The organism is Kitasatospora sp. NPDC043950, assembly GCF_056435345.1.
The window spans coordinates 24,393-47,601 of sequence record NZ_JBWKER010000045.1 but is presented as its reverse complement, the minus strand read 5'-3'; the positions used below and the strand labels follow the sequence as shown (position 1 = coordinate 47,601).

At 73.6% G+C, this 23,209-nt stretch carries 18 protein-coding genes, 1 tRNA gene, 1 pseudogene and 1 riboswitch; of the genes and pseudogenes, 15 read left to right on the top strand and 5 right to left on the bottom strand.

All coding sequences use genetic code 11. The features are described from left to right. Window positions 1-6 precede the first annotated feature (6 nt). Entirely contained in the window at window positions 7-288 is a 282-nt protein-coding gene (locus tag AC07BF_RS27360; RefSeq protein ID WP_030059737.1) for an HU family DNA-binding protein, read from the top strand. A 113-nt stretch (window positions 289-401) separates the two neighbouring features. Here AC07BF_RS27360 and murA read toward each other — a convergent pair whose 3' ends face one another. Beyond that, entirely contained in the window at window positions 402-1,742 is a 1,341-nt protein-coding gene (gene murA / locus AC07BF_RS27355) for a UDP-N-acetylglucosamine 1-carboxyvinyltransferase (RefSeq protein ID WP_363587206.1), read from the bottom strand. 299 nt (window positions 1,743-2,041) lie between these two features. On the opposite strand from murA, the gene AC07BF_RS27350 reads away from it, so the two are divergent. The 6 genes and pseudogenes from AC07BF_RS27350 to AC07BF_RS27325 all read left to right on the top strand — a co-directional run bounded on the left by AC07BF_RS27350 (window position 2,042) and on the right by AC07BF_RS27325 (window position 9,376). Next, window positions 2,042-2,626: a YqgE/AlgH family protein gene (locus tag AC07BF_RS27350; RefSeq protein ID WP_063349180.1), complete on the top strand. Its 585-nt coding sequence runs from the start codon at window positions 2,042-2,044 to the stop codon at window positions 2,624-2,626. A gap of 61 nt (window positions 2,627-2,687) precedes the next feature. Next, a complete protein-coding gene (locus AC07BF_RS27345) occupies window positions 2,688-2,972 on the top strand; it encodes a DUF3039 domain-containing protein (protein ID WP_063349181.1) in 285 nt (94 codons plus the stop codon). Window positions 2,973-3,101: 129 nt separating this feature from the next. Continuing rightward, window positions 3,102-4,712 carry a beta-N-acetylhexosaminidase gene (locus tag AC07BF_RS27340; protein ID WP_478334049.1) on the top strand — a complete coding sequence of 537 codons (1,611 nt, stop codon included), beginning with the start codon at window positions 3,102-3,104 and terminating at the stop codon, window positions 4,710-4,712. 310 nt (window positions 4,713-5,022) lie between these two features. Continuing rightward, entirely contained in the window at window positions 5,023-5,889 is an 867-nt protein-coding gene (locus tag AC07BF_RS27335; protein WP_363587211.1) for an FAD binding domain-containing protein, read from the top strand. Between the two features lie 71 nt (window positions 5,890-5,960). Then, window positions 5,961-6,411 (top strand): annotated as a pseudogene (locus AC07BF_RS27330) ((2Fe-2S)-binding protein); the annotation flags it as partial. A 637-nt stretch (window positions 6,412-7,048) separates the two neighbouring features. Continuing rightward, window positions 7,049-9,376, top strand: coding sequence for a xanthine dehydrogenase family protein molybdopterin-binding subunit (locus AC07BF_RS27325; protein WP_079135849.1), 2,328 nt, complete (start codon window positions 7,049-7,051; stop codon window positions 9,374-9,376). Between the two features lie 96 nt (window positions 9,377-9,472). On the opposite strand, the gene AC07BF_RS27320 is transcribed toward AC07BF_RS27325, so the two are convergent. After that, window positions 9,473-9,544: transfer RNA gene (locus AC07BF_RS27320), tRNA-Cys, on the bottom strand. An 85-nt stretch (window positions 9,545-9,629) separates the two neighbouring features. After that, window positions 9,630-9,696, top strand: a riboswitch (guanidine-III (ykkC-III) riboswitch). 43 nt (window positions 9,697-9,739) lie between these two features. Here AC07BF_RS27320 and AC07BF_RS27315 point away from each other — a divergent pair. Then, on the top strand, window positions 9,740-10,054 hold the full coding sequence (locus tag AC07BF_RS27315) for a DMT family transporter (RefSeq protein WP_350881126.1): 315 nt from the start codon (window positions 9,740-9,742) through the stop codon (window positions 10,052-10,054). Between the two features lie 116 nt (window positions 10,055-10,170). After that, window positions 10,171-11,628: an MFS transporter gene (locus AC07BF_RS27310; protein WP_478319090.1), complete on the top strand. Its 1,458-nt coding sequence runs from the start codon at window positions 10,171-10,173 to the stop codon at window positions 11,626-11,628. Window positions 11,629-11,631: 3 nt separating this feature from the next. Here AC07BF_RS27310 and AC07BF_RS27305 read toward each other — a convergent pair whose 3' ends face one another. Continuing rightward, entirely contained in the window at window positions 11,632-12,924 is a 1,293-nt protein-coding gene (locus tag AC07BF_RS27305; protein ID WP_478319089.1) for a polysaccharide deacetylase family protein, read from the bottom strand. 404 nt (window positions 12,925-13,328) lie between these two features. On the opposite strand from AC07BF_RS27305, the gene AC07BF_RS27300 reads away from it, so the two are divergent. Genes AC07BF_RS27300 through AC07BF_RS27290 form a run of 3 tightly spaced genes read left to right on the top strand, consistent with a single transcriptional unit; the run spans window position 13,329 to window position 17,823 of the window. Then, window positions 13,329-13,973, top strand: a complete 645-nt coding sequence (locus AC07BF_RS27300; protein ID WP_478319087.1) for a class F sortase — start codon at window positions 13,329-13,331, stop codon at window positions 13,971-13,973. Beyond that, the gene (locus AC07BF_RS27295; protein ID WP_363628101.1) at window positions 13,970-15,286 is read left to right on the top strand and encodes an alpha/beta hydrolase; all 1,317 of its coding nucleotides are present in this window, start codon (window positions 13,970-13,972) and stop codon (window positions 15,284-15,286) included. Before AC07BF_RS27300 ends, AC07BF_RS27295 begins: the two co-directional genes overlap by 4 nt. Beyond that, on the top strand, window positions 15,283-17,823 hold the full coding sequence (locus tag AC07BF_RS27290) for a phosphatidylglycerol lysyltransferase domain-containing protein (protein WP_400810313.1): 2,541 nt from the start codon (window positions 15,283-15,285) through the stop codon (window positions 17,821-17,823). The genes AC07BF_RS27295 and AC07BF_RS27290 overlap by 4 nt, the downstream gene beginning before the upstream one ends. Before the next feature lie 74 nt (window positions 17,824-17,897). On the opposite strand, the gene AC07BF_RS27285 is transcribed toward AC07BF_RS27290, so the two are convergent. Further along, a complete protein-coding gene (locus tag AC07BF_RS27285; protein ID WP_478319085.1) occupies window positions 17,898-18,338 on the bottom strand; it encodes an SsgA family sporulation/cell division regulator in 441 nt (146 codons plus the stop codon). A gap of 310 nt (window positions 18,339-18,648) precedes the next feature. Here AC07BF_RS27285 and AC07BF_RS27280 point away from each other — a divergent pair, with 310 nt between their 5' ends. The 3 genes from AC07BF_RS27280 to AC07BF_RS27270 all read left to right on the top strand — a co-directional run bounded on the left by AC07BF_RS27280 (window position 18,649) and on the right by AC07BF_RS27270 (window position 22,440). Beyond that, window positions 18,649-20,481 (top strand): DEAD/DEAH box helicase, encoded by a 1,833-nt coding sequence (locus tag AC07BF_RS27280; RefSeq protein WP_363587210.1) that lies wholly within the window; start codon window positions 18,649-18,651, stop codon window positions 20,479-20,481. A gap of 466 nt (window positions 20,482-20,947) precedes the next feature. Further along, window positions 20,948-21,598, top strand: a complete 651-nt coding sequence (locus tag AC07BF_RS27275; RefSeq protein WP_350881140.1) for an IclR family transcriptional regulator — start codon at window positions 20,948-20,950, stop codon at window positions 21,596-21,598. 35 nt (window positions 21,599-21,633) lie between these two features. Next, a complete protein-coding gene (locus AC07BF_RS27270; protein WP_363620104.1) occupies window positions 21,634-22,440 on the top strand; it encodes a S16 family serine protease in 807 nt (268 codons plus the stop codon). A 32-nt stretch (window positions 22,441-22,472) separates the two neighbouring features. Here AC07BF_RS27270 and AC07BF_RS27265 read toward each other — a convergent pair whose 3' ends face one another. Beyond that, on the bottom strand, window positions 22,473-23,033 hold the full coding sequence (locus AC07BF_RS27265; protein ID WP_350881144.1) for an Lrp/AsnC family transcriptional regulator: 561 nt from the start codon (window positions 23,031-23,033) through the stop codon (window positions 22,473-22,475). Between the last annotated feature and the right edge of the window lie 176 nt (window positions 23,034-23,209).

The following is a 23,209-nucleotide window of genomic DNA, read 5'->3' as shown; positions in this document are numbered from 1 at the left end:
GTACACATGAACCGCAGTGAGCTGGTGGCCGCGCTGTCCGAGCGCGCCGAGGTGACCCGCAAGGACGCCGACGCCGTTCTGGCCGCCTTCGCCGAGATCGTCGGCGAGGTCGTCGCCAAGGGCGACGAGAAGGTCACCATCCCCGGTTTCCTGACCTTCGAGCGCACCCACCGCGCCGCCCGCACCGCCCGCAACCCGCAGACCGGTGAGCCGATCCAGATCGCGGCCGGCTACAGCGCCAAGGTGAGCGCCGGCTCCAAGCTGAAGGAAGCCGCCAAGGGCGCCTGAACCACCCCTTGAACGCCCGAGAGGCCGGGCTCCCCTTCTGGGGAGCCCGGCCTCTCGTCGTGGGCCCGTGGGCCCGTGGGCCCGTGGGCCCGTGGCCCGGTGGGCCCTGCGGATCAGGCGTCGACCAGCTGCTCGGACGGCAGCTCGACGTGGGCGCCCAGGTCGCGCAGCTTGTCCATGAAGTTCTCGTAGCCGCGGTTGATCAGGTCGATGCCGTGCACGGTCGAGGTGCCCTCGGCCGCCAGCGCCGCGATCAGGTACGAGAAGCCGCCGCGCAGGTCGGGGATGACCAGCTCGGCGCCCATCAGCTTGGACGGGCCGGAGACGACCGCCGAGTGCAGGAAGTTGCGCGCGCCGAAGCGGCACGGGGTGGCGCCCAGGCACTCGCGGTACAGCTGGATGTGTGCACCCATCTGGTTGAGCGCGCCGGTGAATCCGAGCCGCGACTCGTACACCGTCTCGTGGACGATGGACAGGCCGGTGGCCTGGGTCAGGGCGACGACCAGCGGCTGCTGCCAGTCGGTCTGGAAGCCCGGGTGCACGTCGGTCTCCAGGGCGATCGCCTTGAGCTCGCCGCCCGGGTGCCAGAAACGGATGCCCTCGTCCTCCACCTCGAAGGCGCCGCCGACCTTCCGGAAGGTGTTCAGGAAGGTCATCATCTCCAGCTGGCGGGCGCCGCGGACGTAGATGTCGCCCCTGGTGGCCAGCGCCGCGCAGGCCCAGGAAGCGGCCTCCAGGCGGTCCGGCAGCGCGCGGTGGGTGTAGCCGCCCAGCTCGTCGACGCCGGTGATCAGGATGGTCCGGTCGGTGCCCAGGGTGATGATCGCGCCCATCTTCTGCAGCACGCAGATCAGGTCGACGATCTCCGGCTCGATGGCCGCGTTGCGCAGCTCGGTGACGCCCTCGGCGAGGACGGCGGTGAGCAGCACCTGCTCGGTCGCGCCGACCGAGGGGTAGGGCAGCTCGATCTTGGTGCCGCGCAGGCGCTGCTGGGCGACCAGGTAGGTGCCCTGCGGGTGCTTCTCGATGGTGGCGCCGAACTGGCGCAGCACCTCGAAGTGGAAGTCGACCGGACGGCCGCCGATGTCGCAGCCGCCCAGGCCCGGGATGAAGGCGTGGCCGAGGCGGTGCAGCAGCGGGCCGCAGAACAGGATCGGGATCCGCGAGGAGCCCGCGTGCGCGTCGATGTCGGTGACGTTCGCACTCTCCACGTGCGACGGGTCGAGGATCAGCTCGCCGTCCTCGTCGCCGGTCCGCACGGTGACCCCGTGCAGCTGGAGCAGTCCGCGGACCACCTTGACGTCGCGGATGTCCGGGACGTTGCGCAGTCTGCTGGGGCCCTGGCCGAGGAGGGCGGCGACCATGGCCTTGGGCACCAGGTTCTTCGCACCGCGGACGCGGATCTCGCCTTCGAGCGGGTTTCCGCCGTGGACCAGCAGGACGTCGTCGGTCATCGTTCTCGCAATCCGGGGTGCCAGAGGAGTGGGAAGGCTCCGGTAGAGAGCCGGTGGTGGACCGGTTGGTACGGGCGCGCTCGGGCCCCCGGCAAAACCGAGTCGGCACCGTAGAAGGGCGTCCACCATCCGTAGATGGTAGTGGGCGTGCCGATGGTTCCCGTGAGCCTCTCCCGTGATGGTCCTCTCTCCGGGCTCGCTCCCGCCCGCCGGAGGGGCCGTTCGGGTGTTTGTCCGGCGTGGCGGGGTTTCGATCGTTGAGGTGTCCGACCCCGGCCGTTCTGCGGGATCATGTGGGCATGACGGCGGCCCACTCGCACGCAGGACGGTCCCACACCGGCCGTCTGCTCGTCGCGACGCCCCTGCTCACCGACCCGAACTTCGCCCGGGCGGTGGTGCTGCTCCTCGACCACGACGTCGAGGGGGCGCTCGGCGTGGTCCTCAACCGGCCGACGCCGGTCGAGGTGGGCAGCGTGCTGGACGGCTGGGGGCGGCTGGTCGGGCAGCCCGCCGTGGTGTTCCAGGGCGGACCGGTGGCGCTGGACTCGGCGCTCGGCCTCGCCGTGGCGCCGGGGGAGCCGGGCACCGGCGAGCCGCTCGGCTGGCGGCGGGTGCACGGCGCGATCGGCCTGGTGGACCTGGAGGCGCCGCCCGAGGTGCTGGCCGGCGAGCTGGGCGCGCTGCGGATCTTCGCCGGGTACGCCGGCTGGTCGCCGGGCCAGCTGGAGACGGAGCTGGGGAGCGGCGCCTGGTACCTGGTGGACTGCGAGCCGGGGGACATCTCCAGCCCGGAACCGGAGCGGCTGTGGCGCTCGGTGCTGCGCCGCCAGCGCGGCCCGCTGGCGCTGCTCGCGACCTATCCGGACGACCCGACGCTGAACTGACGTACGGGCCGCCGTCGCGATACTGGCCGGGTTTCGCGGGGCGCCCATAGACTTGGCACCTATGAGCACTCTTGAGCCCGAGCGCGGCCTCGGCACCGGCACCCTGGTCGAGCCAGTCCCCCAGGTGTCCCACGGGGACGGCGACCACGAGCGCTTCGCGCACTACGTCCAGAAGGACAAGATCATGGAGAGCGCGCTCTCCGGCTCGCCCGTGGTGGCGCTCTGCGGCAAGGTCTGGGTGCCCGGGCGCGACCCGAAGAAGTACCCGGTCTGCCCGATGTGCAAGGAGATCTACGACGGCATCGGCAAGCCGCAGGGCGGCGACGACAACAACGGCGGCAAGTAGCACCGACCGCCGCGGGCCGGTGCCCGGCGCCGTTGCGCAGGGTGTGGTTGTGCACAGCGCCGTTTTGCATAGTGCCGCGTTTCCGAAGTGGTCTATGCCAGTCGTCCGGGGCGGGGGCAGGATGTCGGAATGGACCTCATTCCCGTGCCTTCGAGTGCCGTCCGCCGCCCGGACGAGGACTTCCCCCTCGACGACGCCACCACGCTGACCGCGCCGCCCGGGCTGGCCGACGCCGAGCGGTGGCTGCGCACCGCGCTGTCCGCGGCCACCGGGCTGCCGCTCGGCCCGGGCCGGCCGGGCGCGGGCATCGAACTGGTCCAGGACGACGCGCTGGCCGCCGAGGCGTACCGGATCACGGTGCGCCCCGGCCACGCCCTGATAGCCGCGGGCGGGCCGGCCGGTGCGCTGTGGGGGGCGCAGACCCTGCGGCAGCTGCTCGGCCCGGACGCCTTCCGCCGTTCCCCGCTGCGCGGCACCGGCTGGGTGCTGCCCGGTGCGGACATCGAGGACGCCCCCCGGTTCGGCTGGCGCGGTGCGCTGCTCGACGTCGCCCGGCACTTCCTGCCCAAGTCGGACGTGCTGCGCTTCGTCGACCTGCTGGCCGCGCACAAGCTCAACGTGCTGCACCTGCACCTGACCGACGACCAGGGCTGGCGGGTGGAGATCAAGCGCTACCCCGGCCTGACCGAGCGCGGCGCCTGGCGGGACCGCTCGATGGTCGGCTACCGGGCCGGCCAGCGCCGCGACGACCGCCCGCACGGCGGCTACTACACCCAGGACGACCTGCGCGAGATCGTCGCCTACGCGGCCGCGCGCGGGGTCACCGTCGTCCCGGAGGTCGACCTGCCCGGGCACACCCAGGCCGCCGTCGCGGCCTACCCCGAGCTGGGCAACACCGACGTGGTGGACACCGCGGCGCTCGGCGTCTGGACGGACTGGGGCGTCAGCCACAACGTGCTCAACGCCTCCGAGGACACCCTGCGCTTCTTCGAGGGCGTGCTGGAGGAGGTCCTGGAACTCTTCCCGTCCGAGTTCATCCACCTCGGCGGCGACGAGTGCCCCAAGGAGCAGTGGAAGGACAGCGCGGCCGCCCAGGCGCGGATCCGCGAGCTCGGCCTGGCCAACGAGGACGAGCTGCAGAGCTTCGTGATCCGGCACTTCGACCGCTGGCTGGCCGAGCGCGGCCGCCGGCTGATCGGCTGGGACGAGATCCTGGAGGGCGGGCTCGCCCCGGGCGCCGCCGTCTCCTCCTGGCGCGGGTTCGGTGGCGGGATCGCCGCGGCCAAGGCCGGGCACGACGTGGTGATGTGCCCCGAGCAGCACGTCTACTTCGACCACCGGCAGGCCGACGGCCCGGACGAGCCGATCCCGGTCGGCTTCGTGCGCACGCTGGAGGACGTGTACCGCTTCGAGCCGGTGCCCGGGCAACTGGACGAGACCGCGGCCCGGCACGTGATCGGCACCCAGGCCAACCTGTGGAGCGAGTTCATGGACAGCGCCCGGGACATCGACTACCGGGCCTTCCCCCGGTTGGTGGCCTTCGCCGAGGTCGCCTGGTCCGACCTGCCCACCGATCCGGCCGAGCGCGACTACGCCGGCTTCCAGCACCGGCTGGAGGCACACCTGAAGGTGCTGGACGCGCTCGGCGTGGAGTACCGCCCGGCGGACGGCCCGCACCCCTGGCAGTGCTGGCCCGGGGTGGCCGGCCGGCCGATCGAGGGCCCGCCGCCGGTGCGCTGAGCGCGACGGACTCGTTCCGGCGGGAACTTCTGAGTGGTCATCTGACGTCAAGAACAGATGAACATCTGCCCTGGTCCGGTTCGGGCCAGGGCAGATACCGCCCGGTATCCGTCCCAATCGGGCAGTCCCGTTCACCTGCCCCGAAATGATCATCGAGCATTGTGTGCCAGAGTTGCCCAACCCGGCCCGATCGCCCGTACCCTACGGGCCAGGCCGGGCTGCTGACGCGGACACCACGGCCGAAGGCCGCGGGCGGCAGCCGATCGATGAGCAAGTGGAGCACGGTGGGACCCAGGTGAACCGGACGATCATGCTGCCGGCCTCCCTCGACGAGGCCGTCGACGCGCTGGCCGCCACCCCGGCCGCGGTACCGGTGGCCGGAGCCACCGACCTGATGGAAGCCGTCAACGCCGGACGGCTACGCCCCGCCGCCCTGGTCGGCCTCGGCCGGATCACCGAACTGCGCGGCTGGCGCTACGAGGACGGCGGCACCGCCGTCCTCGGCGCCGGACTCACCCACGCCCGGATGGACCGCCCCGACTTCGCCGCGCTCATCCCCGCGCTCGCGGACGCCGCCCGCACCGCCGGCCCGCCGCAGGTCCGCAACGTCGGCACCCTCGGCGGCAACATCGTCACCGCCGCCCCGGCCGGCGACACCCTCCCGGTGCTCACCGCCCTGGAGGCCAGCGTCACCCTCGCCCGGGCCGGCGCCAGCCGCGAGGTGCCGGTCAGTCACCTGCTCACCGGCCTCGACCCGGTGCGCCCCGGCGAACTCCTCACCTGGGTGCGCGTCCCGCTGCTGCACGCCCCGCAGGTCTTCCTCAAGGCCACCGGCCGCAGCGGCCCGGCCCGCGCCACCGCCTCCGTCGCGCTGGTCCTCGACCCCGCCCGGCGCGCCGTGCGCTGCGCGGTCGGCGCCGTCGCACCGGTGCCGCTGCGCCCGCTGGAGGCCGAGGCCTGGGTCGCCGGCTGCATCGACTGGGACGGCAGCCGGGAGATCGACCCGGCCGCGACCGCCGCCTTCGGCGAGTACGTGGCCACCGCCTGCGTCCCCGACAGCTACGGCGCCGAAGGCGCCTGGGAGGCCGTGACCGAGGGGCCGAGCGCGGCCGCCGTTCGGCTGCGGCGTACCGTATCGGTGCTGGCCCGACGGGCACTGGGAAGGGCGCTGAAGTGACCACAGACCCCATCGAGACCCTCGACGCCGACCCGCTCGGCCTCACCCCGCAGGTCAGCCGCGAGCTGCGCCCGTGCGCCTCGTACACCTTGCGGGTCAACGGTTTCGAACGGCCCGTCACCGACGCCTGGATCGGCGAGAGCCTGCTCTACGTGCTGCGCGAGCGGCTCGGCCTGGCCGGTGCCAAGGACGGCTGCGAGCAGGGCGAGTGCGGGGCCTGCTCGGTGCAGGTGGACGGCCAGCTGGTGGCCGGCTGCCTGGTGCCCGCCGCGCTGGCCGCCGACAGCGAGATCAACACCGTCGAGGGCCTGTCGGCCGCCGGCGGCGCGAGCGACGTCCAGCAGGCGCTGGCCGAGTCCGGCGCGGTGCAGTGCGGCTACTGCACCCCCGGCATGGCGATGGCGGTGCACGACCTGCTCCAGCGCAACCACCGCCCGACCGAGGTCGAGGCCCGCCAGGCGCTCTGCGGCAACCTCTGCCGCTGCACCGGCTACCGCGGCGTGCTGGCCGCCGTCCAGAGCATCGCCGACGCGCGCGCCGAGGACGCCGAGGAGACGGAGGAAGCGGCCTCTCCGGTCGCCGCCCAGGCCGCCGCCCCGGTCGCGGGACAGCCCGCCGAACAGCCCGCCGGGGAAGCGGCCGCCGGACCGGAGCCGGCCGCCGAACCGCCGGTCTACGCCGACGCCGACGCCTGGATCGAGCACGTCCCGCAGCCGCCCGCCGAGCAGCCCCCGGCCGGCACCGACCAGCCGTACGGCGACGGCCAGGGCGGCTACGACACCGGCGTGTACGACACCGCCGTCCTGACGCCGGTCCAGGGCATCCCCGCCCAGACCGCCGACGACCAGGTGTACTACCCGCCCCAGGGCTACCCCGAGCAGCCGTACCAGGGCACCCCCGCCCACGGCACCTACGTGCCCGGCGGCTACCCGCAGCAGAACGGCTACGACGCCGGGTACGACGCCCCGGTCTACGAACCCACCCCCGCGCACGGCACGCCGCTGCCCGGGGCCGCCTTCGACGGCACGCCCCCGCACGGCACGCCGTACGTCGCCACGCCCCCGCACGGCGCTCCGGCCGGCGGCACCGCCCCGGCCGGCGTCCCGTACGGCGCCACCCCCGCCCACGGCATCCGGCTCCCCGAGGACGACCACGCATCATGACGTCGCCTACCGACATCGGCGCAGCACTCCAGCAGGACGGCGGCGAGGGCGGCGCACCGGAGCCGTTCGGCCTGGGCAGCTCACCGCTGCGCAGCGACGCACTGCCCAAGGCGCTCGGCATCTACCCGTACGCGGCCGACCTGTGGGCCGAGGGGCTGCTCTGGGGCGCGGTGCTGCGCTCGCCGCACCCGCACGCCCGGATCAGGGGTATCGACACCGCGGCCGCGCTCGCGCTGCCCGGCGTGCACGCCGTGGTCACCGCCGCCGACCTGCCGCCCGGCCCGGACGGAACCCCGGACGGCGCCCCGGCCGGGCCGATCGTCGCCGACCGGCCGGTGCTGGCCGCGGGCGTGGTGCGCCACCACGGCGAGCCGATCGCCGCGGTGGCCGCCGACCACCCGGACACCGCCCGGCTGGCGGTCGGTCTGATCGCGGTCGACTACGAGCCGCTGGAGGCCGTCACCGACCCCGAGCAGGCCTTCACCGCCCCGTCGCTGCACCCGGACGGCAACCTGTTCCGCCACCTGCCGCTGCGCACCGGGGACCCGGACGCGGCCGGCGAGATCATCATCGAGGGCCTCTACCAGGTCGGCCGTCAGGACCCGGCCCCGCTCGGGGCCGAGGCCGGGCTGGCCGTGCCGCGCCCGGACGGCGGCGTCGAACTGCACCTGTCCTCCACCGACCCGCACGGCGACCGCGACCGCACCGCCGCCTGCCTCGGCCTGGAGCCCGACCGGGTCCGGCTGGTGGTCACCGGCGTGCCCGGGGCCACCACGGACCGCGAGGACCTCTCCTTCCAGGTCACCCTGGCGTTGCTGGCGCTGCGCACCGGCCGCCCGGTGAAGATGACCCTCACCCGCGAGGAGTCCTTCCACACCCACCCCTCGCGCCACCCCGCGCTGCTGCGCTACCGCCACCACGCCGACGCCGAGGGCACCCTGGTGAAGGTCGAGGCGCAGATCCTGCTGGACGGCGGCGCGTACGCGGACGTCTCCGCCGAGGCGCTGGCCGCCGCCACCGCGTTCTCGGTCGGCCCGTACGTCTGCCCGAACGTCTTCGTGGACGCCTGGGCGGTGCGCACCAACAACCCGCCGGCCGGGCGGATGCGCGGCGAGGGCGCGTTGCAGGCCTGCTTCGCCTACGAGTCGCAGCTGGACCAGCTGGCCGCCCGGATCGGCGTGGACCCGGTGGAGATCCGCCGCCGCAACGCGATGGCCACCGGCGACCCGATGCCCACCGGACAGGCCGTCACCTGCCCGGCGCCGGTCGGCGCGCTGCTGGAGGCCGTCGCGGCCGAGCCGCTGCCGGCCCTGCCGGTGGACGACCCGGACGCCGAGTGGCTGCTGCCGGGCGGGCCCGGTGGGGCCGGCGACCCGGCGGCGGTGCGGCGCGGGATCGGCTACGCCGTCGGCATGGTGCACATGCTCGGCGCGGAGGGCGAGGACGAGGTCTCCACCGCCACCGTGCGGGTCAGCGGCGACCACGCCACGGTGATCTGCGCGGCCGTCGACTCCGGACAGGGCTTCGCCACGCTGGCCCGGCAGATCGTGCAGACCGTGCTGGGCGTCAGCGAGGTGTACATCGCGCCGGCCGACAGCGACCAGTCCATCGCCGGTCCCTCCGCCCGTGGCCGGCACACCTGGGTCTCCGGCGGCGCCGTCGAGCGCGCCGCGCTGATGGTCCGCCACCAGCTGCTCCAGCCGATCGCCGCCAACTTCGGGATGTCGGTGGAACTGCTGCAGATCGCCGACGGAAAGATCACCTCGTACGACGGGGTGCTCGGCATGCCGGTCGCCGAGGCGCTGGAGGGCAAGGAGCTCTGGGCGACGGCCCAGTGCCGCCCGCACCCCACCGAGCCGCTGGACGAGTCCGGGCAGGGCGACGCCTTCGTGTCGATCGCGTTCTGCGCGATGCGCGCGGTGGTGGACGTGGACATCGAGCTGGGCGCCGTCCGGGTGGTCGAGATGACGGTCGCCCAGGACGTCGGCCGGGCGCTGAACCCGCGGCAGATCGAGGACCGGATCGAGGCGGGCGTGGCCCAGGGCGTCGGCCTGGCGCTGCTGGAGGACCTGCGCACCGAGGGCGGCGTGCTGCTGAACCCCTCGCTCACCGGCTACCGGCTGCCCACCGCGCTGGACACCCCGCAGGTGCGCATCGCCGCCCTGCTGGAGGAGCGGGACGTGGTCGCCACCTTCGGGGCCAAGGCGGTCAGCGCCGCCCCCGCGGTGGTCGCCCCGGCGGCCGTGGCCGCCGCCGTCCGGGCGGCCACCGGCCTGCCGGTCGGCCGGCTGCCGATCCGGCCGGAGGACGCGGTCGCGGTCTGACGGGCGGGGGCGGCGGCTTCGGCCGACCGCCCCGGAAATACCGGAAACAGGAATTGCCGGTCGACGGAATGTCGACCGGCAATTCCATTTCCGGCGAGGCCATGACGGGAATCGAACCCGTGTACACCGCTTTGCAGACGGTTCCCTAAGCCACTCGGGCACACGGCCAGTGAATTCATAGTGGCGGAATGCGCGGGGGGCCGTCAACGGCGGAATGTAAATTCTGTATGGCGGCTTGTGCTACGGTCGGAACCAGGTGGTCGGTTGCCCGGCCGCCCCGGACGAGCGCGTCGTACCCGGTGACGACAAGACGGCGCAGTTCAGCGGCAATCCGGCCGCTGTGGACTGCGGAGGTAGGCCGTCATGGCATGGCTCGTTCTGATCATCTCGGGTGTCCTGGAGACCGTGTGGGCGGTGGCCCTGGAGTCGTCCAAGGGCTTTTCCCGGCTCACCCCCAGCCTCGTCTTCGGTGTGGCCCTGCTGCTGAGCATGGGCGGGCTGGCGTACGCGATGCGCACCATTCCGATCGGCACCGGCTACGCGGTCTGGGTCGGCATCGGTGCGGTCGGCACCGCGCTCTACGGCATGGCCGTCCTGGGGGACGCGGTGACGGCGGCCCGGATCGGCTGCCTGCTGCTCATCGTCTCCGGCGTGGTCGGCCTGAAGGTGCTCCACTGACCGCCGCCTGAGCTTGGCCCGCCCTTCCCCCGACCCCGGTCCTAGGCCCAGCGACCTAGCTGGTCACCGACTCGGGTCAGGGGTCATGAAGGCAGACGGCCCTTACGATGTTACGTATGACCACTGCCTCCCCCACCTCGGTCGACTCCGCCTCGATACCCTCCGAACTCGACCCAGGTGGCGGGGTCCTCAGCGGCCGCTACCGCGCTCTGACGCTGGGGATCGTGTCGGTGGTCCTGGTGATCGCCTTCGAGGCGACCGCCGTCAACACCGCGATGCCGACCGCGGCCCGCCAGCTGAACGGCATCGGGCTGTACGCCTTCGCCTTCTCCGGCTACTTCACCACCACGCTGTTCGCGCTGGTCGTCTCCGGGCAGTGGTGCGACCGGCGCGGGCCGATGCAGCCGCTGTTCACCGGCATCGCGGTGTTCGGTGTGGGCCTGGTGGTGGCCGGGACGGCGCCGGGCATGTGGGTGTTCGTGGCCGGGCGGGCGATCCAGGGCCTGGGCGGCGGGCTGGTGATCGTCGCGCTGTACGTGGTGGTCGGCCGGGCCTACCCGGAGCGGCTGCGGCCGGCGGTGTTCGCGGCCTTCTCCTCGGCCTGGGTGCTGCCCTCGATCATCGGGCCGCTGGTCTCCGGCGCGATCACCCAGCACCTCGGCTGGCGCTGGGTGTTCCTGGCCGTGCCGGTGCTGATCCTGCTGCCGCTGGCCGTGATGGGCCCCGCGCTGACCCGCTCCGAGCGGGAGCACCCGGTGGCCAGGGGCTCGGACTTCGACCGCCGGCGCACCCTGCTGGCCGCGATGGCGGCGCTCGGTGCCGGCCTGCTGCAGTACGCGGGCGGGCGGCACGACCTGATCGGGCTGCTCCCCGGGATCGTCGGGGCGGCGCTGCTGGTGCCGGCCGTCCTGGGACTGTTGCCCGAGCGGACCCTGCGGGCAGGGCGGGGGCTGCCGGCGGTGATCCTGCTGCGCGGACTGGCGGCCGGGGCGTTCCTCGGGGCCGAGGCCTTCGTCCCGCTGATGATGACCACCGAGCGCGGCCTCTCGCCGACGATGTCGGGGCTCACCCTGACCAGCGGCGGGCTCACCTGGGCGCTGGGCTCCTGGCTACAGGGGCGGCCGGGAGCCGAGCGCTACCGCGAGGCGATGATCCGGGGCGGGTTCGTGCTGACCACGGTGGCGATCGCGGGCGCCGCGCTGGTGCTGGTCCCGGCGGTGCCGGCCTGGGTGGCGGCGGTGGCCTGGGGCGTCGGCGGCATCGGGATGGGACTGACGGTCGCGAGCGTCAGCGTGCTGATGATGAAGCTCTCCGCGCCGGAGGACGCCGGGGTGAACTCGGCGGCCCTGCAGATGAGCGACGCGCTGGGCAACGTCCTGCTGACGGGCCTGGCGGGGGTGATGTTCGCGGTGCTGGGCGGCGGCTCGCTCGCCGCCGCCCACGAGGGCGCCGGGGCCACCGCCTCGTCCGGGGCCGCCGGCTCGCCCGGGGCCTTCGCGGTGATCCTGCTGGCCATGGCCGGCGTGGCGCTGCTGGGGGCGCTGCTCGCCGGCCGGGTCCGGGCCAGGTCCTGAGGGTCAGCCGGCAGCGGCGGCGGAGGGCACCGGCGGTGCCCCGGGGGTGCCGAGGAAGGCCTCCCAGCCGCCGGTCGGCGCCTGGCCCGGGGCGAGGCCCTGGAGCTTGCGCAGCACCGCCGGGTCCTGGGCGTCCAGCCAGTCCACCAGTTGGCGGAACGAGACCAGCCGGACCTCCGGCTTGTCCGCGATCGTCCGGAGCACGTCCTCGACGGCGTTCATGTAGATGCCGCCGTTCCACTCCTCGAAGTGGTTGCCGATGACGTACGGCGCCCGGTTGCCGTTGTAGGTGCGGTCGAATCCCAGCAGGTAGGAGTCGCGGGCCTGGGCCTGGAAGCCCGGGTAGAGCGCCGGGTCGGCCTTGGTGTTGGGGCCGCACTGGTTGTACATGATGTTGTAGTCCATCGACAGCACCTGGAAGGTGTGCCCGGGGAAGGGGATGGACTGCAGCGGGAGGTCCCAGAGCGCACCGCCCTGGATCTTCTGCGGCCACACCTGGGTGCCGTTGCCGCTGCTGTCGTAGCGCCAGCCGCGCTTGACCGCGGTGGGCAGCAGGTTGCGCTGGCCCTCCAGGCAGGGGGTGCGGCTGCCGATCAGCTCCCTGCGGTAGTCGAAGGGCAGGGCCGGCAGGTCGGTGAAGCCGGTGTTGGTGCGCCAGTTCGTCACGAAGTCCATGGCCTGCTGGATCTCGCTGTCCCACTCCTCCGGGGACCACTTGCCGACGCCGGTGGCGCCGCAGAAGTGGCCGTTGAAGTGGGTGCCGATCTCGTGGCCCTCCAGCCAGGCCGCGTGCACGTTCTCCAGGGTGTCGTGGATGTGCTGGTCGGTGAGGTAGCCGATCTCGGAGGCGCCGACCTTGTGCTGCGGGGGGCGGTAGAGGTCCTTCTTGGACTCGGGCAGCAGGTAGAGGCCGCTGAGGAAGAAGGTCATCGAGGCGTTGTGCTCCTGCGCCAGCCGGCGGAAGCGGGCGAACAGTCCGTTGTCGAGTTCGCCGGCGCCGTCCCAGGAGAAGACCACGAACTGCGGCGGCCGTTCGCCGGCCTTGAGCCGCTCGGGGGTGGGCTGGTGGGGCTGGGCCCCGGTGTCGGAGGTGGAGCCGTCGCCGATCAGGACGGCCTGCTGCTCGGCGGCGTCCGTGGGGCCGGCACTCTGGTCGACGGCCGCGCCGGTGGGAGGGACGGCCGAGCCGATCATCGGCTTCTTGCTGTCGGCGCTGTTGCTTCCGCAGCCGGTCGCCAGGGTGGCGGCGGAGGCCGCACCGGCGGCCAGCAGGGTGCGGCGGGAGAGAGCGGCCATGGTCACTCCGTTCATGAGGCGTTCGGCAGGCGTACAGGCGTGCGGAAATCCGGTCGGACAAGTGGGGTGATAGAACCCGTGACCGGGTCAGCATGGCAGCTGGGCTCGATCGGTCGGCCAGGCGCCACTGGCGGTCTTCATCGATCGCCCGATTGACGCAACCGGACCGACCCCCCGCGCCGTCGAAGCTCGTACCGAGGCGTTCCGGTGGCGCCGTCACCTGGGAAACGGCCGTCGCGTTCCGTCACCGGATGCCCACTGGGCGCACGGATTCGGGCGGTTGCCCTGCCGATCGGGGGGTGTCATTACGCCCATCGTGTGGACGTGCTTTAAGGTCCGATCCGATTGAATTGTTTCCCAGGAAACTCCCAGGATCGGGAATCCGTCGGTAGAGGGGAGCGCCCGTGGGCGTCCAGCAGAGCAGGAGCCCGTGGCCGGGCACCCTGGCGGCCGGTGCCGCGCTGGTGCTCGGTGCCTGGCTGCTGCACGACGGCGGGCAGGGCGTGCTGCCGCCCGCCCCCGGCAGCACGCAGACGCTGTCCGGCTTCGCCCCGGTCTCCGTCGTCCCGCCGCTGGGCCCCTCCGACCCCATCCGCATCCGCATCCCGGCCGTCCGGCTGGACGCCCCGGTCACCGCGCTCGGGCTCGACCCCGACGGCCACCTCCAGGCCCCGCCCGAGGCGGACCGCAACCTGGCGGGCTGGTACCGCGGCGGAGCCAGCCCCGGGCAGCGCGGCACCGCCATCCTGGCCGGGCACGTCGACAACAAGGCCGGCCCGGCCGTCTTCTACAACCTGGGGGCGCTCCGGCGCGGAGACCGGATCGAGATCGCCCGCGCGGACGGCGCCGTCGCCGTCTACCAGCTGTACGCCATCGAAGTGCACGACCGAAAGGACTTCCCGGACGACCGGGTCTACCGCCAGGCCGCCGACGCTCAGCTGCGGGTCATCACCTGCGGCGGCGCGTACAGCGCCGAGCACGGCTACGAGGGCAACGTCGTCGCCTACGGCTTCCTGGCCGACACCACCCGGCCGGGCAAAGCCGCATGACCACGCTGACCCTCGCCACCCGTTGGAACCCGATCGACTGGCCGCTCACCCACGGCCCGATCCCGTACGCCGTGCTCGCCGCGGGCTGGGGGTCGCTGGTCCTGCTCGCGTTCTCCCGCCACGAACGCTGGCGGGCCCCGCGCCTCTTCGGCGCCCTGATGCTGGCCGGAACGCTCACCGCCCTGGTGAAGCTCGGCGTCGACGGCTGGTGGCACCCCTTCCCGGAGGGCACACCGGACTTCGTCCTGCGCTGGATAGCCGTCGCGCTGTTCGCGATATCCCTGGTCTGCTTCCGCGCGCCGCTGCTCGCCGTCCGCCGCCGGCTGCTGGCGACCGGAGCCGCCGTCCTGGTGCTGCTGATGGCCGCCTCGCAGGTCAACCGGGGCTTCGACCAGTACCCGACCGCCCGGGCCATGCTGGTGCCCGGGGTCCAGGCGCTGACCACGGGCAAGGTGGCCAGCACCGTCGCCGCCACGCCCGGCAAGCCCGTCGAGGAGCTCTGGCACGCGCCGCCCGGCCTGCCCGCGAAGGGCACCCTCTCCACGGTGACCATCCCCGGCACCAAGTCCGGCTTCACGGCCCGCGACGGGTACGTCTACCTGCCGCCCGCCTACCAGGCCAACCCCCGGCCGCTGCTGCCCGTCGTGGTGCTGCTGCCCGGCCAGCCCGGCGCCCCGGTGGACTGGATCACCTCCGGGGCCATCCAGGAGACCCTGGACGCCTTCGCCGCCGACCACCAGGGCCTCGCCCCGATCGTGGTGGTCGCCGACCCCACCGGCAGCCCGTTCACCAACACGCTCTGCATGGACTCCCGGATCGCCAAGGCGCACACCTACCTGGCCACCGACGTCCCGGACTGGATCCACCACAACCTGCAGACCGCCACCGGCCGGGGCGCCTTCGCCATCGGCGGGCTCTCGCTCGGCGGCACCTGCTCGCTCCAGCTGGCCGTCAACGCGCCCGGGGTCTACGGCACCTTCCTGGACATCTCCGGCCAGGACGAGCCGACCCTGGGCGACCGCGGCGAGACCGTCGACAAGGCCTTCGGCGGCGACGAGGCCGCGTTCGACGCCGTCGACCCGGTGCACGTCATGGCCCGGCAGAAGTTCCCCGACACCGCAGGCATGTTCGTGGTCGGCGCCAACGACCCGGACTTCCGACCCATGCAGGAGAAGGCCTATGCGGCGGCACAGGCGGCCGGAATGAAGGTCGGCTACCAGACCATCCCCGGCTGGCACAGCTGGGTCGTGTTCCGCCAGGCCTTCGAACAGAACCTGGCCTGGCTCTCCCAGCAGACCGGGCTGATCCGGTGATCCGGCTCCCCGCGGCCCCCGCGCCGGCCAAGGAGCAGGAGTGGCCGTCGGACCGCGCGCCGGTCGCCGGGACGCCGGAGCCGCGCCCGCAGCGGGCCTGGCGGGCGACCCGGACGTTCGGCGTGTGGCTGCGCTCGGCGCCGCTCACCCTGGTGCTGCTGGCCGGGCTCTGGGCGCTCGGCGCGGCCACCGGCAGCCTGGCCCACGGGCCGTCCGAGCGGCTGCTCGACCGGGTCGGGGCCGGCGTGCCCACGCTCGCCGAGGGCCACTGGTGGACGCCGTTCACCTCGCTGTTCTGGTGCTCCGGCCTGGGCTCGTACGTGTTCACCAGCCTGCTGCTGGTCCTGGTCGGCCCGGCCGCCGAGCACCGGCTCGGGTGGCTGCGCACGCTCGCGGTGCTGGTCGGCGGGCAGCTGGCGGGCACCCTGCTCGGCACCGGGCTGATCGCGGTCGGCTCCCGGGTCGGCGAGCAGTGGACCGTCTCGGTGGCCGACCAGACCTCGGTCGGCCCCGGTGTCGGCCTGTTCGCGCTGGCCGGGGTGCTCGGCTACCGGCTCACCGTGCTCTGGCGCCGCCGGCTGCACCTGCTGGTGCTGCTCGCCCCGCTGGTCATGACGCTGTACGTGGGCCACCTGCAGAGCGTCCAGCGGTGCGCCGCCGCGTTCGTCGGGCTGGGCGCCGGCGCGCTGCTCGCCCGGGGCGGGCTGCACCTGCGCACCCACCGCTCCTCGCACTCCGAGACCCGGGTGCTGGTGGCGCTCTGCCTGGTCGCCGCCGCCCTCGGCCCGCTGATCGCCTCGCTGTACGACAACGCCAGCGGGCCGTTCAACACCTTCTCCGAGCTGTACTTCTCGCACCGGCTCAGCCCGGAGGAGGTGGCCGACTTCTGCGCGCTGTCGGCGCACGACTGCGCCCGCGCGCACGCCGTCGAGCGGATCTTCGACACCCCGGGCCGGCTGATGGCCGCGCTGTTCCCGGCGCTGCTGCTGGTCCTGGCCGAGGGGCTGCGCCGGGGGCTGCGGCTCGCCTGGCGGATCACCGTCGCCACCGAGCTGCTCTGGGCGGCGCTGCTGGGCTGGCTGTACCTCGACTCCGGCCCGGTCAGCGGCGACGTGGTCCAGTACTTCGTCGAGGCGCTGCTGCTGCCGCTGCTCACCCTCGGCCTGCTGCTGGCCACCCGGCAGCGCTTCCGGCTGCGGCTGGCCGGCCGGGCGGTGCTGCGGCTGGGCGCGCTGCTCGGCGGCGCCGCCCTGGCGGCCTCGGCCGCGTACGTGGGGCTCGGGCGCCTCGCGGCCGACCAGTTCGAGCCGGGGGCGAACATCCGCCGGCTGCTGCACGGGCTGCCCGCGCAGTTCCTGCCGCCCGCCTACAACGACCTGCTGCCGGACTACCCGATCGCGGTCGGCCCGGTGGCGCTGTTCCTGGAGACGTACTGCGGGCTGGCGTTCTGGGTGGTCGCGCTGACCGCGCTGCTGCTGGCCTTCCGCCGGCCGGTGCTGCACACCGACGCGGAGGCGGCCGCCCGGGCCAGGGCGCTGCTCACCGCGTACGGCGGCGGGACGCTGTCCTTCATCACCACCTGGGACGGCAACCACTACTGGTTCGACGAGGAGGGCCGGGCGGCCGTCGCCTACCGGGTGCACAACACGGTGGCGCTGACCACCGGCGACCCGTTCGGCGCGCCGGAGGCCCGGGCCCGGGCGGTGGCCGGGTTCGCCCGGTTCTGCGACCAGCGCGGCTGGACCCCGTGCTTCTACAGCGTCTCCCCGCAGACCCGGGAGGCCGCCGCGCAGCTCGGCTGGCGCTCGGTGCAGGTCGCCGAGGACACCGTGGTGGCGCTGCCCGAGCTGGCCTTCACCGGCCGCAAGTGGCAGGACATCCGGACCGCGCTGAACAAGGCCGGCAAGCAGGGCATCACCGCCGAGTGGTGGTCCCACCACGAGGCGCCGCGCGCGCTGCGGGACCAGATCCGGGCGATCTCCGAGGAGTGGGTCTCCGAGAAGGGCCTGCCCGAGATGGGCTTCACGCTCGGCGGACTGGAGGAGCTGGACGACCCGGACGTGCGGGTGCTGATCGCGGTGGACGAGCAGCGTGTCGTGCACGGGCTGACCAGCTGGATGCCGGTGTACGAGAACGGCGTGCCGGTCGGCTGGACGCTGGACTTCATGCGCCGGCGCTCGGACGGCTTCCGCGGCGTCAACGAGTTCCTGATCGCCTCGGCCGCGCTGGGCTTCAAGGAGGAGGGCGCGCGCTTCCTGTCGCTGTCCGGCGCGCCGCTGGCCCGCTCCGGGCAGGACGAGGAGCCCTCCGGCCTGCAGCGGATGCTGGACTGGATGGGACGGGTGCTGGAGCCGGTGTACGGCTTCCGCTCGCTGCTCGCGTTCAAGGCGAAGTTCCAGCCGGAGTACCGGCCGATGTACATGGCCTACCCCGACCCCGCCGCGCTGCCGAGCATCACCAGGGCGATCGGCAAGGCGTACCTGCCGCACCTGACGCCGGCGCAGGGCGTCCGGCTGATGCGCAGGCTGTCGGGCTGAGGCGCCCTGGGCCCCGGACCCGGGTGACGGCCGGAAGCGCGCTGACGCCCCCGGACGCCGGCCCCGCGCGCCGCTCAGCCGAGCAGCTCGGCGAGCGCGCGGTCGGCGTCCAGGTGCAGGTGCTCCTCGCCCTCGGGGACGAGCAGCCGGCTGCGCCACAGGAAGCGGCGCAGGTCGGTGGTGTCGAACTGGAGCAGCGCGGTGCCCTCCGGCGCCCGCAGCTCGACCATGGTGCGCCGGCCGACCGTGGGCCGGACGTGGACGTCGCCGACGCCGGCCGGCAGCTCCAGGCCGGCCGAGAGCAGCTGGCGGGCGAAGACCCAGACGATGTCGTCGGCGCCGTCCGAGCCCGCGCCGCCGTCCGCCGGTTCGTCCAGCGAGAACTCGGCGGGAAAGGCCATCCGGACGGCGAGCGGGTCCTCCGGCAGGTAGCTCAGGAGCACCCGCAGCCGGACGGAGCGGTGCAGCGAGAGGATCAGACGGGCCTGGACGGTCTCTTCGGCGGCGGTGTGCACGGCGAGTCCCTTCGGGTCGGTGTGAGGCCGGTCGACAAGGGGGAGGGTTGGGGCGGCCTCACCCTGGTGAGAGTCCCGGGACCGGCCGTGATTACTCGGTTTCGGAATCGATCGGATGTGATCCGGGTCACGTCGATTTCCGGCCGCCCGGGCCCGGCGCGGAGCCTCGCCTGGCCGCCCCGACGGCGCCGGGCCGGTACGCTGGGCGGGTTGTCCGATCGCCGCCCTTCCGCGGGGCGGGGCTGAGAAACCGCCCCTGACCTGCGATGATCCCCCCTCGGAGACCGTGAGTACTGCCGCCGCCTCCTCGATGCCGCTGTTCTCCGACGTGCCGGAGCCGCAGGCGCCCGCCCGGGGCGCCGGACCCGCCGCGTCCGCCGCCTCGCACCACCTCTCGCCGGCCTTCCCCGGCCGCGCCCCCTGGGGCACCGCGGGCAAGCTGCGGGCCTGGCAGCAGGGCGCGCTGGACAGGTACATCGAGACGCAGCCGCGCGACTTCCTCGCGGTCGCCACCCCGGGCGCCGGTAAGACCACCTTCGCGCTCACCCTGGCCTCGTACCTGCTGCACAACCACCTGGTGCAGCAGGTGACCGTCATCGCGCCGACCGAGCACCTGAAGAAGCAGTGGGCCGAGGCCGCCGCGCGGATAGGCATCCGGCTCGACCCGGCCTACTCCTCCGGCCCGCTCTCCCGGGACTACCACGGCATCGTGGTCACCTACGCGGGCGTCGGGGTCAACCCGATGCTGCACCGCAACCGGACCGAGGCGCGCAAGACCCTCGTGATCATGGACGAGATCCACCACGCCGGCGACTCCAAGTCCTGGGGCGAGGCCTGCTTCGAGGCCTTCGAGCCGGCCACCCGCCGGCTGGCGCTGACCGGGACGCCGTTCCGCTCCGACACCAACCCGATCCCGTTCGTCCAGTACGAGGCCGGCGGCGACGGCATCCGCAAGTCCGTCGCCGACTACACCTACGGCTACGGGCACGCGCTCGCCGACCACGTCGTCCGCCCGGTGATCTTCCTCAGCTACAGCGGCAACATGCGCTGGCGCACCAAGTCCGGTGACGAGCTGGAGGCCCGGCTCGGCGAGCCGATGACCAAGGACCTGATCGCCCAGGCCTGGCGCACCGCGCTGGCCCCGCAGGGCGAGTGGATCCCGTCCGTGCTGCAGGCCGCCGACCGGCGGCTGTCCGAGGTCCGCAAGGCGATCCCGGACGCCGGCGGGCTGGTCATCGCCACCGACCAGAACACCGCGCGCGCCTACGCCAAGATCCTGCGCGAGATCTCCGGCGAGAAGGCCACCGTGGTGCTCTCCGACGAGACCGAGGCCTCCCAGCGGATCTCCGACTACGCGGCCGGGGACTCGCGCTGGATGGTCGCGGTCCGGATGGTGTCCGAAGGCGTCGACGTGCCCCGGCTGTGCGTCGGGGTGTACGCCACCTCGATCTCCACCCCGCTGTTCTTCGCCCAGGCCGTCGGCCGCTTCGTGCGAGCCCGCAAGCGCGGCGAGACCGCCTCGGTGTTCCTGCCCACCATCCCGACGCTGCTCGGCTTCGCCAACGAGATGGAGGTCCAGCGCGACCACGTGCTGGACCGGCCGAAGAAGGAGGGCGAGGGCCTCTTCGACGAGGAGGACCGGCTGCTCGCCGAGGCCGAGCGGGCCAACGACGGGCCGGACGGCGCGGGCGGCGACGAGTTCTCCTACGAGGCGATCGGCTCCGACGCGGTCTTCGACCGGGTGCTGTACAACTCCATGGAGTTCGGCATGCAGGCCCACCCGGGGAGCGAGGAGGAGGACGACTACCTCGGCATCCCGGGCCTGCTGGAGCCGGACCAGGTGCAGATGCTGTTGCAGAAGCGCCAGCACCGGCAGATCCAGCGCAGCAAGGGCAAGCCCGCCGAGGAGGCCGACCTGCTGGAGCTGCCGGCCGAGCAGCGGCCGGTCGTCACCCACCAGGAACTCCGGGAGCTGCGCAAGGAGCTGAACGCGCTGGTGGCCGCCTGGCACCACCGCACCGACCAGCCGCACGGCACCGTCCACAACGAGCTGCGCCGCCAGTGCGGCGGCCCGCTGACCGCGCAGGCCACGGCCAACCAGCTGAAGGCGCGGATCGCCAAGATCCGCGAGTGGGCGAAGTAGCCGCGGCAGGCGGGCAGGCGGGCAGGCGGGCAGGCGGGCCGGGCAGGCGGGTTCGGGAACGGGCTCGGAAACGGGCTTGGAGTCAGCCGCGGAATCAGGCGCGGGAACGGCACGGCGCGCGGCCGCGGGCCGGCCGCTCCGTTCCCGCGTGTCCGGACTCCGGAGCGCGGCCGGACCCGCGCGCCGGCGGGCCCGGAGAAATGCGGGCATTTGTCCCGGTTCCGTCGCGCTGTTGAAGTCGATCACGCCCGAATTTTGGACAACCACTTCCGTCGCGACATTTCCTTCACTACCTTTCCCCCACGCTCTTCCACCGGGCAACCCCCACAGGACGGGCGCCGCAGGACCGCACGCACGTCAAGGACGACACCGCGAGCGGTCCGAGCGCGGCCACCCCACCTGCGCGCGACACCGAACCCGGTCCGGCGCCGCCTGCCCCGCGAGCGCCGCGGAAAGGATGCCCGTCGTGACTGCCGAGACCTCCCAGACCCTGGACCGTGGAGTCCGGGTCCTCAAACTCCTCGCCGACTCCGAGCGCGGGCTCACCGTCACCGAGCTGGCCGCCCGACTGGCCGTCAACCGCACCGTCGTCTACCGGCTGCTGGCCACCCTGGAACAGCACGGCCTGGTCCGCCGGGACATCGGCGGCCGCGCCCGGGTCGGCCTGGGCGTCCTGCGCCTGGCCCACCGGGTGCACCCGCTGCTGCGCGAGGCCGCGCTGCCGGCCCTGCGCAGCCTGGCCGAGGACCTCGGCGCCACCGCCCACCTCACCCTGGTGGACGGCAACGAGGCGCTGGCCGTCGCCGTGGTCGAGCCGAGCTGGACCGACTTCCACGTCGCCTACCGCACCGGGCTGCGCCACCCGCTCGGCGAGAGCGCGGCCGGCCGGGCCATCCTGGAGGCGCGCACCTTCCCCAGCCAGCGCCGGCCGGAGCAGGGTTTCGTCATCACCCGTGCGGAGGAGCAGTCCGGGGCCTGCGGCGCGGCCGCCGCGCTGATCGGACTGAGCGGCATCGAGGGCAGCGTCGGCGTGGTGATGCTGAACGGGCTGGTCCCCGAGCGGGTCGGCCCCCGGGTGGTGGAGGCGGCGACCGAGGTGGCCGACGCGCTGCGGTAGGCCGGCACGGGCCCCGGTGTGTTTGGATTCCCCTTGTGTCCGACACCAAGCTGCCCAAGGCCCTCACCTCCCCGCGGACCCGCGCGCTCACGCTCTGCGGGGTGCTGGTCGCCGCGCTGTTCGGCGTGGCCGCCTTCGTCCCGCTGCCGTACACGCTGACCTGGCCGGGCCTGACCGCGGACACCCTCGGCACGTACAAGGACAAGCCGGTCCTCACCGTGACCGGGGCGCCGCTGCGCACCACCGAGGGCGAGCTGCGGATGGTCACCATCTCGGCCACCAACCCGGGGGAGAAGACCACCTTCTGGCGCGCGCTCCAGGCCTGGTTCGACCAGGACGAGGCGGTGCGCCCGACCGACACGGTCTACCCGCCGGGCAACCCGGCCAAGGCCGAGGAGCAGACCGCCCAGCAGATGGCCGAGTCGCAGAACAGCGCCACCGCCGCCGCGCTCGGCTACCTCCACCTCTCGCCGGACCAGGTCAAGGTGAAGGTCGACCTGGGTGACGTCGGCGGCCCGAGCGCCGGGCAGATGCTGGCGCTGGGCATCATCGACAAGCTCGCCGGCGACGGCAAGGGCGGCGACCTCACCGGCGGGCTCACGATCGCGGGCACCGGCACCATCGACGACCAGGGCGTCGTCGGCGCGGTCGGCGGCGTCCCGCTCAAGACCCAGGCGGCCGCCCGGGACGGCGCGACGGTGTTCCTGCTGCCCAAGGACGAGTGCACGGACGCCAAGGTCAACACGCCCAAGACGCTGCGCCTGGTACCGGTCGGTACGCTCGGCGAGGCGGTCTCGGCGCTGGAGGCGCTGAAGAGCGGCGGCGGCGTCCCCAGCTGCTGACGGGGGCGGAGGCCTCTGCCGTCGCGCGGGCCCTACTCGGCGGCGGCCTGGTCCACCAGCGGCAGGATGCGGTACGGCACCGGGTTCTCCAGCGCGATCGCGGTCGCCGAGCGGACGATCCCGTCGAAGCCCACCACCCGGTCGATCACCCGTTGCAGATCGGCGTTGGAGCGGGCCACGATCCGCACCATCATGTCCCCGGCCCCGGTGATGGTGTGCAGTTCCAGCACCTCCGGCACGTTCGCCAGGTGCGTCCGGACGTCGGCGCCCTGGCCCTGGGAGATCTCCAGGGTGGCGAAGGCCGTCACCGGGTAGCCGAGCGCCGCCGGGTCGACCTCCGGGCCGAAGCCGCCGATCACCCCCTTGGCCTGCAACCGGTCCAGCCGGGCCTGCACGGTGCCCCGGGCGACCTGGAGCCGGCGCGAGCACTCCAGCACCCCGATCCGGGGCTCCTCGGCGAGCAGCCGGATCAGCCGGCCGTCCAGCGCGTCGATCGAGTCGTTCCCGCCGCCCGTCCCGGGGGCGGCCGAAGCGCCCGGCGGGGCGGGGGAGTTGGGCGAGCCGGGGGAGCTCGGGGACTGGGCGGGGGGCATCGCGGCTCCGTCCTCCGGTGGGCATTCTGTACAGCGGCGCCGCCGATTCTCCCGCCCCGACGCACAGCTTGACCAGGAGGAAACGGAACAGTTGCGCGCCGGTCGGCTCGGCGCCACCCTCCAGCCACAACGCCGTGCGCCGGGCCCCACACCGGCGCACGGTCGCACCCGCCGTG